The organism is Kitasatospora sp. NPDC059827 (assembly GCF_042731675.1).
In the GTDB taxonomy this organism is placed as follows: Bacteria; Actinomycetota; Actinomycetes; order Streptomycetales; family Streptomycetaceae; genus Kitasatospora.
The window spans coordinates 1-6,699 of the sequence record NZ_JBHWIV010000107.1; the positions used below are offsets into that span (position 1 = coordinate 1).

5 protein-coding genes and 1 tRNA gene are annotated in these 6,699 nt (G+C 73.8%); 4 read left to right on the forward strand and 2 right to left on the reverse strand.

Annotated features, from left to right (window positions below; genetic code table 11):
* Positions 1-55: 55 nt before the first annotated feature.
* Positions 56-1,717, reverse strand: coding sequence for a glucose-6-phosphate isomerase (pgi, locus tag ACFV8H_RS37100; protein ID WP_375883336.1), 1,662 nt, complete (start codon positions 1,715-1,717; stop codon positions 56-58).
* A gap of 242 nt (positions 1,718-1,959) precedes the next feature.
* Positions 1,960-3,543 (reverse strand): Na+/H+ antiporter, encoded by a 1,584-nt coding sequence (locus ACFV8H_RS37105; protein WP_380408601.1) that lies wholly within the window; start codon positions 3,541-3,543, stop codon positions 1,960-1,962.
* A gap of 252 nt (positions 3,544-3,795) precedes the next feature.
* On the opposite strand from ACFV8H_RS37105, the gene ACFV8H_RS37110 reads away from it, so the two are divergent.
* From ACFV8H_RS37110 to ACFV8H_RS37125, 4 genes are all read left to right on the forward strand, one after another.
* Positions 3,796-4,704 carry an NADP-dependent oxidoreductase gene (locus ACFV8H_RS37110; RefSeq protein WP_380408602.1) on the forward strand — a complete coding sequence of 303 codons (909 nt, stop codon included), beginning with the start codon at positions 3,796-3,798 and terminating at the stop codon, positions 4,702-4,704.
* A 61-nt stretch (positions 4,705-4,765) separates the two neighbouring features.
* Positions 4,766-4,839: transfer RNA gene (locus ACFV8H_RS37115), tRNA-Lys, on the forward strand.
* 136 nt (positions 4,840-4,975) lie between these two features.
* Positions 4,976-5,977, forward strand: a complete 1,002-nt coding sequence (locus ACFV8H_RS37120; protein ID WP_380408604.1) for a GlxA family transcriptional regulator — start codon at positions 4,976-4,978, stop codon at positions 5,975-5,977.
* Positions 5,977-6,603: a DJ-1/PfpI family protein gene (locus ACFV8H_RS37125; RefSeq protein ID WP_380408606.1), complete on the forward strand. Its 627-nt coding sequence runs from the start codon at positions 5,977-5,979 to the stop codon at positions 6,601-6,603. The genes ACFV8H_RS37120 and ACFV8H_RS37125 overlap by 1 nt, the downstream gene beginning before the upstream one ends.
* Positions 6,604-6,699: the final 96 nt, after the last annotated feature.

A 6,699-nucleotide genomic window follows, 5' to 3' on the forward strand; every position in this document is an offset into this window, starting at 1 on the left:
AGCCTGGACGGGGAGAGCCGGGCCGCCCGCCGGAGCGGACGGCCCGGTCCCGGGCTCAGCGGCCGCGCAGCGCGCGGTAGCGGGCCACCAGCGCGGCGGTGGAGCTGTCCAGCTGCCCGCCGCCCTCACCGGTGAGCAGCACCGGCTCGATCCGCTTGGCGAGCACCTTGCCCAGCTCGACGCCCCACTGGTCGAAGGAGTCGATGTTCCAGATCGCGCCCTGGACGAACACCTTGTGCTCGTACAGCGCGACCAGCTGGCCGAGCACCGACGGGGTCAGTTCGGCGGCCAGGATGGTGGTGGTCGGGTGGTTGCCCTTGAAGGTCTTGTGCGGGACGAGCTCGGCCGGCACGCCCTCGGCGGCGACCTCCTCCGGGGTCTTGCCGAAGGCCAGCGCCTGGGTCTGGGCGAAGAAGTTGGCCAGCAGCAGGTCGTGCTGGGCGGCCAGGCGGTCGGGCAGGTCGGCGACGGGGCGGGCGAAGCCGATGAAGTCGGCCGGGACCACCTTGGTGCCCTGGTGCAGCAGCTGGTAGTAGGCGTGCTGGCCGTTGGTGCCGGGGGTGCCCCAGACCACCGGGCCGGTCTGCCAGCCGACCGGGGTGCCGTCGCGGGTCACCGACTTGCCGTTGGACTCCATGTCCAGCTGCTGGAGGTAGGCGGTGAACTTGGACAGGTAGTGCGAGTACGGCAGCACCGCGTGCGCCTGGGCGTCGAAGAACGCGCCGTACCAGACGCCCAGCAGGCCGAGCAGCAGCGGGACGTTCTGCTCCGGCGGGGCGGTGCGGAAGTGCTCGTCGACCAGGTGGAAGCCGTCCAGCATCTCGCGGAAGGCGTCCGGGCCGATGGCGATCATCAGCGAGAGGCCGATCGCCGAGTCGTAGGAGTAGCGGCCGCCGACCCAGTCCCAGAACTCGAACATGTTGGCCGTGTCGATGCCGAAGTCCTGCACGCCCTGGGCGTTGGTGGACAGCGCGACGAAGTGCTTGGCCACCGCCTCGGTGCCGGCGCCCAGGCCGTCGAGCAGCCAGCCGCGGGCGGAGATCGCGTTGGTGATGGTCTCGATGGTGGTGAAGGTCTTCGAGGCCACGATGAACAGCGTCTCGGCCGGGTCGAGGTCCCGGACCGCCTCGTGCAGGTCGGCGCCGTCCACGTTGGAGACGAAGCGGACCGCCAGGTCGCGCCTGCCGAAGGAGCGCAGCACCTCGTAGGCCATCGCCGGGCCGAGGTCGGAGCCGCCGATGCCGATGTTGACCACGGTGCGGATGGGCTTGCCGGTGTGGCCCTTCCACTCGCCGCTGCGGACCCGGTCGGCGAAGGCGGCCATCTTGTCCAGGACGGCGTGCACCGCGGGGACCACGTTCACGCCGTCCACCTCGACGACGGCGCCGCGCGGGGCGCGCAGCGCCGTGTGGAGGACGGCCCGCTGCTCGGTGATGTTGATCTTCTCGCCGCGGAACATGGCGTCCCGCAGCTCGGCGACGCCAGTGGCGGCGGCGAGCTCGCGCAGCAGCTCCAGCGTCTCGTCGGTGACCAGGTGCTTGGCGTAGTCCACGTGCAGGTCGCCGACCTGGAGCGTGTGGGTGCGGCCGCGCTCGGGGTCGGCGGCGAACAGCTCGCGCAGGTGGGTCTCGCCCAGCTCGGCCCGGTGCTTGGCCAGGGCGGCCCACTGCGGGGTGCGGTCGAGCGGGGTGCGGGCGTCGGCGCGGGTCTCCGACATCGGTGGGTCCTCGATTCATCTGGGTGCAGAAACCGGCAGGGCCAGGCGTGGGGCCGGTCGTCGTCGAGCGGCTTCGCGAGGTTGCGGCGGTACGGGTGGTGCGCCGACTCCGTTGACGGCCTGCCCGGGTTCAGCCTATGCAACTCCGGCGGGGGTGGTGCACATTCCGGCCGGTCGGGGGCCGTGCCGCCGGGCGGCCGGACTGCCCGTCACTTCCGTTGCACCCGCCGCTCGCGGTGCGTTCACTTCCGCTCGGAGCGCAGGTCCAGTCCGCGCAGCACGTGGTCCACCAGCTCCGGGTCGGCGCCGAGCTCGCTGCGGGCGACCAGCATCTCGCGGCGGGAGGCGGCGATCATCTCCTGCTCGACCTCGGCGGCGGCCCGCCACTGGGCGATCCGCTGCTTCGCCTCGGCGGCCTCCTCCTCGGCGTAGTTCTCCGGGCAGAGCCGGGCCAGCCGGTCGTGCTGACGGTCCCGCAGCCGGTCGGCGACCTCGGCCGGCAGCCTGTCCTGCTCCTCCAGTTCGCCGAGCCGTTCCAGCCCGGCCTTGGCGGCGCGCCACCACAGCCGGCGCACGGCCTGTTCGTGCGCGTCCTGGTCGATGTCCAGCTGGAGCCGCTTGGCCAGCCAGGGCAGGGTCAGGCCCTGCACCAGCAGGGTGAACAGCACCACGCTGAACGCGATGAACACCAGTCGGCCGCGCTCCGGGAAGTCGGCGCCGGAGTGCAGGGTGAGCGGGATGGCCAGGGCCAGGGCGACGGTGGCCACCCCGCGCATGCCGGACCACCAGAGCACCACGCTCTCCCTCCAGCTGAACGGGGTGTCCTCCTCGTTGTTCTTGCGCAGCTTCTTCGACAGCCAGCCGGCCGGCAGCAGCCAGAGCAGCCGGACCGCCACCACGACCGCGATGACCACCGCGGCGTCGCCGAGGAAGCCGGTCCAGCCGCGGCCGGCCTCCTTGAGTACGGTGGCCAGCTCCAGGCCGATCAGACCGAAGGCGACGCCGGTGATCAGGATCTCGACCACCTCCCAGAAGGCGTTGCCGACCAGCCGGTAGGCGACGGCGTCCGCGTCGGAGGCCCGCTCGGCGAGGTAGAGCGCGCAGATCACCACGGCGAGCACGCCGGAGCCGTGGATCTCCTCCGCGACGGTGTAGGCGGCGAAGGGCACCAGCAGGTTGAGCGCGACCTGCTGGGTCGGGTCGTCCAGGCGGTCGGCGAGCTTGGCGTTCACCCAGCCCAGCACCACGCCGACGACCACCGCGAGCACGGCGGACAGCACGAAGCGCAGCACGGCGTGGCCGACCGAGAAGTCGCCGCTGACCACGGCCTCGATGGCGAGCGAATAGACGACGATCGCGGTGACGTCGTTGAACAGGCCCTCGCTCTCCAGGATCGCCACCAGCCGGCGCGGCAGGCCGATGCTGCCGGCCACCGCGACGGCGGCCACCGGGTCGGGCGGGGAGACCAGCGCGCCGACCGCGATCGCGGCGGCGAGCGGCAGCGCGGGCAGCAGCCAGTGCACGGTGCCGGCCACCGCGACGGTGGTGACCACCACCAGGGCGACGGCCAGCAGCAGGATCGAGCGGGCGTTGGCCTTGAAGTAGCGGACGCTGGAGCGCCGGGCGACGGCGAAGATCAGCGGCGGCAGGACCAGCGGGAGGATCAGCTCGGGCTCGATCTTGACGTCCGGGATCTGCGGGACGATCGCCATGACGATGCCGAGCAGGGTCATCAGGACCGGTTGCGGCACGCCCGTCTTTCGGGCGAGTGGCATGGTCACCACGGAGGCGAGCAGCACCAGGAAGAACAGGGGCAGCTGGCCCACGGGGAGGTTCCTCTCGACGACGGTTCGGCGACGGTTCGGCGACGGACGGCTGAGCGCCGCCCAGGATAAATCTGACAATGCGCCCATTCGCGGGGACACGCCGAACGGACCCTTGACCTCAAGCGCACTTCAGGTCCGAGGATCGGGACGTTCGAGCAGCGGATCGGCGAGTGCCGGCACGAGTCAGCGAACGCCGGTGCGAGTCGGTGCGAGTCGACGAGACCCGGCGGGAGTCGGCGGAAGGAGCACCCCATGAAGGCGGTCACCGTACCGAGGTCCGGCGGTCCCGAGGTCCTGCGGGTCACCGAGGTGGCGGACCCGGAACCCGGCCCGGGAGAGGTCCGGGTGCGGGTGTACGCCGCCGCCGTCCAGCCGGTGGACCTCGCGATCCGGGAGGGTTTCCGCCCGCCGGGGCTGGTGGCCGAGGAGCCGTTCGTCCTGGGCAACGAGTTCGCCGGGGTGGTGGACCGGCTCGGGCCGGGCGCCGGGCCGTGGCGGGTCGGCGACGAGGTGCTGGGCTTCCGGGTGCTGGGCTGCCAGGCCGGGCTGGTCACGGTGGACGCCGGCCGGCTGGTGGCCAAGCCCGCCGGGATGCCCTGGGAGCAGGCCGGCGCGCTCTCCGCCTCCGGCCAGACCGCCCACGTGGCGCTCGACCTGCTCGGGGTCGGCCCCGGGGAGACCGTGCTGGTGCACGGCGCCTCCGGCGGGGTCGGCACCGTCGCCGTCCAGCTCGTCCGCGCGCTGGGCGCCACCGTGGTCGGCACCGCGAGCGAGCGCAACCACGCCTACCTGCGCGGACTGGGCGCGATCCCGGTCGCGTACGGCGAGGGGCTGGTCGAACGGGTCCGGGCGGTCGCGCCGCAGGGGGTGGACGCGGCCTTCGACGCGGCCGGGCGGGGCGCGCTGGCCGCCTCCGTCGAGCTGGTCGCCGACCGGGACCGGATCGGCACCGTGGTCGACTACCCGGAGGCCGAGCGGCTGGGCGTCCGGGGGCTGCGGGGGCCGCGCACCGCCGAGCGGCTGGCCGAGCTGGTCCGGCTGTGGGAGGCGGGCGGGCTGCGGCTGGAGATCGCCGAGACGCTGCCGCTGGAGAAGGCCGCCGAGGCGCACCGGCTGGTCGCCACCGGGCACGTCCGCGGCAAGGTGGTGCTGACCGCCTGAGGACCGCCGGGCCGATTGTGTGTTTCGGCCGCTGACCAGGTAATGTTCTCCACGTCAGCAGGCGCCGCTAGCTCAGTTGGTTAGAGCAGCTGACTCTTAATCAGCGGGTCCGGGGTTCGAGTCCCTGGCGGCGCACAGACAGCCGAGAGGCCCCTTGCGAGAGCAAGGGGCCTCTCGGCGTTCCGGCGTTCCCGCGTGCCGCGCGCCCGGTGGCAGGAAAGGTGGGAAACCGGTCATTGCTGCCGTCACGGGCCGGTGACAGGCTGGCCGCATGAGAGCGCGCAGCGTGGTCGTCGTCCTCTACGACGACGTGCAGAGCCTGGACGTGACCGGCCCCCTGGAGGTGTTCGCGGGGGCGGGCGCGGCCGCCGGGCAGCCGGGCGCCTACCGGGTGACCACCGCCTCCGCCGGCGGTCGGCCGGTGCGCAGCTCCAGCGGGCTGCGCCTGCTGCCGGACGCCGACCTCGCCGAGGTCGGGCCGGTGCACACGCTGCTGGTCCCCGGCGGGGTGGACTTCGAGCACCCGGACGGCGCGCTGGTGGCGCGGATCCGGGAGCTGGCCGACCGGGCCGAGCGGGTGGTGTCGGTGTGCACCGGGGCCTTCCTGCTCGCCGAGGCCGGACTGCTGTCCGGGCGCCGGGCGACCACCCACTGGGCGTACTGCGGGGAGCTGGCCCGCCGGTTCCCCGACGTGGCGGTCGACCCGGACCCGATCCACGTCCGGGACGGGCGGATCGCCACCTCGGCCGGGGTCACCGCCGGGATCGACCTGGCGCTGGCCCTGGTCGAGGAGGACCACGGCCGGGACGCCGCGCTGCTGATCGCCCGTCACCTGGTGGTCTTCCTGCGCCGACCGGGCAACCAGGCCCAGTTCAGCACCCAGCTGGCCGCCCAGGTGGCGGCCCGGCAGCCGCTGCGCGAGGTGCAGCAGTGGATCGCCGAGCACCCCGGGGCGGACCTCTCGGTGGAGGCGCTGGCCCGGCGGTCGGCGCTGTCGCCGCGGCACTTCGCCCGGGCCTTCGCCGCCGAGGTGGGGGTGACCCCGGGCCGGTACGTGGACGGGGTCCGGCTGGAGGCCGCCCGGCGGCTGCTGGAGGACACCGACGACGGCGTCGAGGCGATCGCGCGCTCCTGCGGCTACGGCACCCCGGAGGCGATGCGGCGCGCCTTCGTCCGGACCGTGGCCGCCCCGCCCGCCGAGTACCGCCGCCGCTTCCGTTCCCGGCCCGACGGTCCACCGGCCGGCGGTCCACAGCCCGATGGAGGTCACTGATGCGCATCGCGTTCCTGCTCTACGACGACTTCACCGCCCTGGACGCGGTCGGCCCGTACGAGGTGCTGTCCCGGATCCCCGGGGCCGAGGTGGTGTTCACCGCCGCGAAGCCCGGCCCGGTCCGCTCCGACATGACCCTGGCGCTGACCGCGGACGCCACCCTGGACGAGGTGGACTCCGCCGACGTGCTGCTGGTCCCCGGCGGGCCCGGGACGGAGGCGCAGCTGACGGACCCGGCGGTGCTCGACTGGGTGCGCCGGGTGGACGCGACCACCACCTGGACCACCTCGGTCTGCTCCGGCTCGCTGATCCTCGCCGCCGCCGGCCTGCTGGAGGGCCGCCGGGCCACCAGCCACTGGGGCGTGCTGGACGGCCTGACCCGGTTCGGGGCGGAGCCCACCGGCACCGAGCGGATCGTGGTCGACGGCAAGTACGCGACCGCGGCCGGGGTCTCGGCCGGGATCGACCTCGCGCTGCGGCTGACCGGCCTGATCGCCGGGGACGCCACCGCGCAGGCGATCCAGCTGCTCATCGAGTACGACCCGCAGCCGCCGTACGCCGCGGGCTCCCTCGCGAAGGCCTCCCCCTCGGTGGTGGAGGGGGCGAAGCGGCTGCTGACGGCCTGACGGCGCCGCGCGGGGTTGGGGGCCGCCGGGGGGGCGCCGCCCCCGCGCAGAGCGGGCGCGGGGTTGGGGGGAAATTTATGTGGTAGTACGAGCGCC

Coding starts and splice junctions, on each gene's coding strand:
- pgi (WP_375883336.1), bottom strand. CDS start 1,717: ATGTCGGAGACCCGCGCCGACGCCCGCACCCCGCTCGACCGCACCCCG.
- ACFV8H_RS37110 (WP_380408602.1), top strand. CDS start 3,796: ATGAAGGCGGTCACCGTACCGAGGTCCGGCGGTCCCGAGGTCCTGCGG.
- ACFV8H_RS37120 (WP_380408604.1), top strand. CDS start 4,976: ATGAGAGCGCGCAGCGTGGTCGTCGTCCTCTACGACGACGTGCAGAGC.
- ACFV8H_RS37125 (WP_380408606.1), top strand. CDS start 5,977: ATGCGCATCGCGTTCCTGCTCTACGACGACTTCACCGCCCTGGACGCG.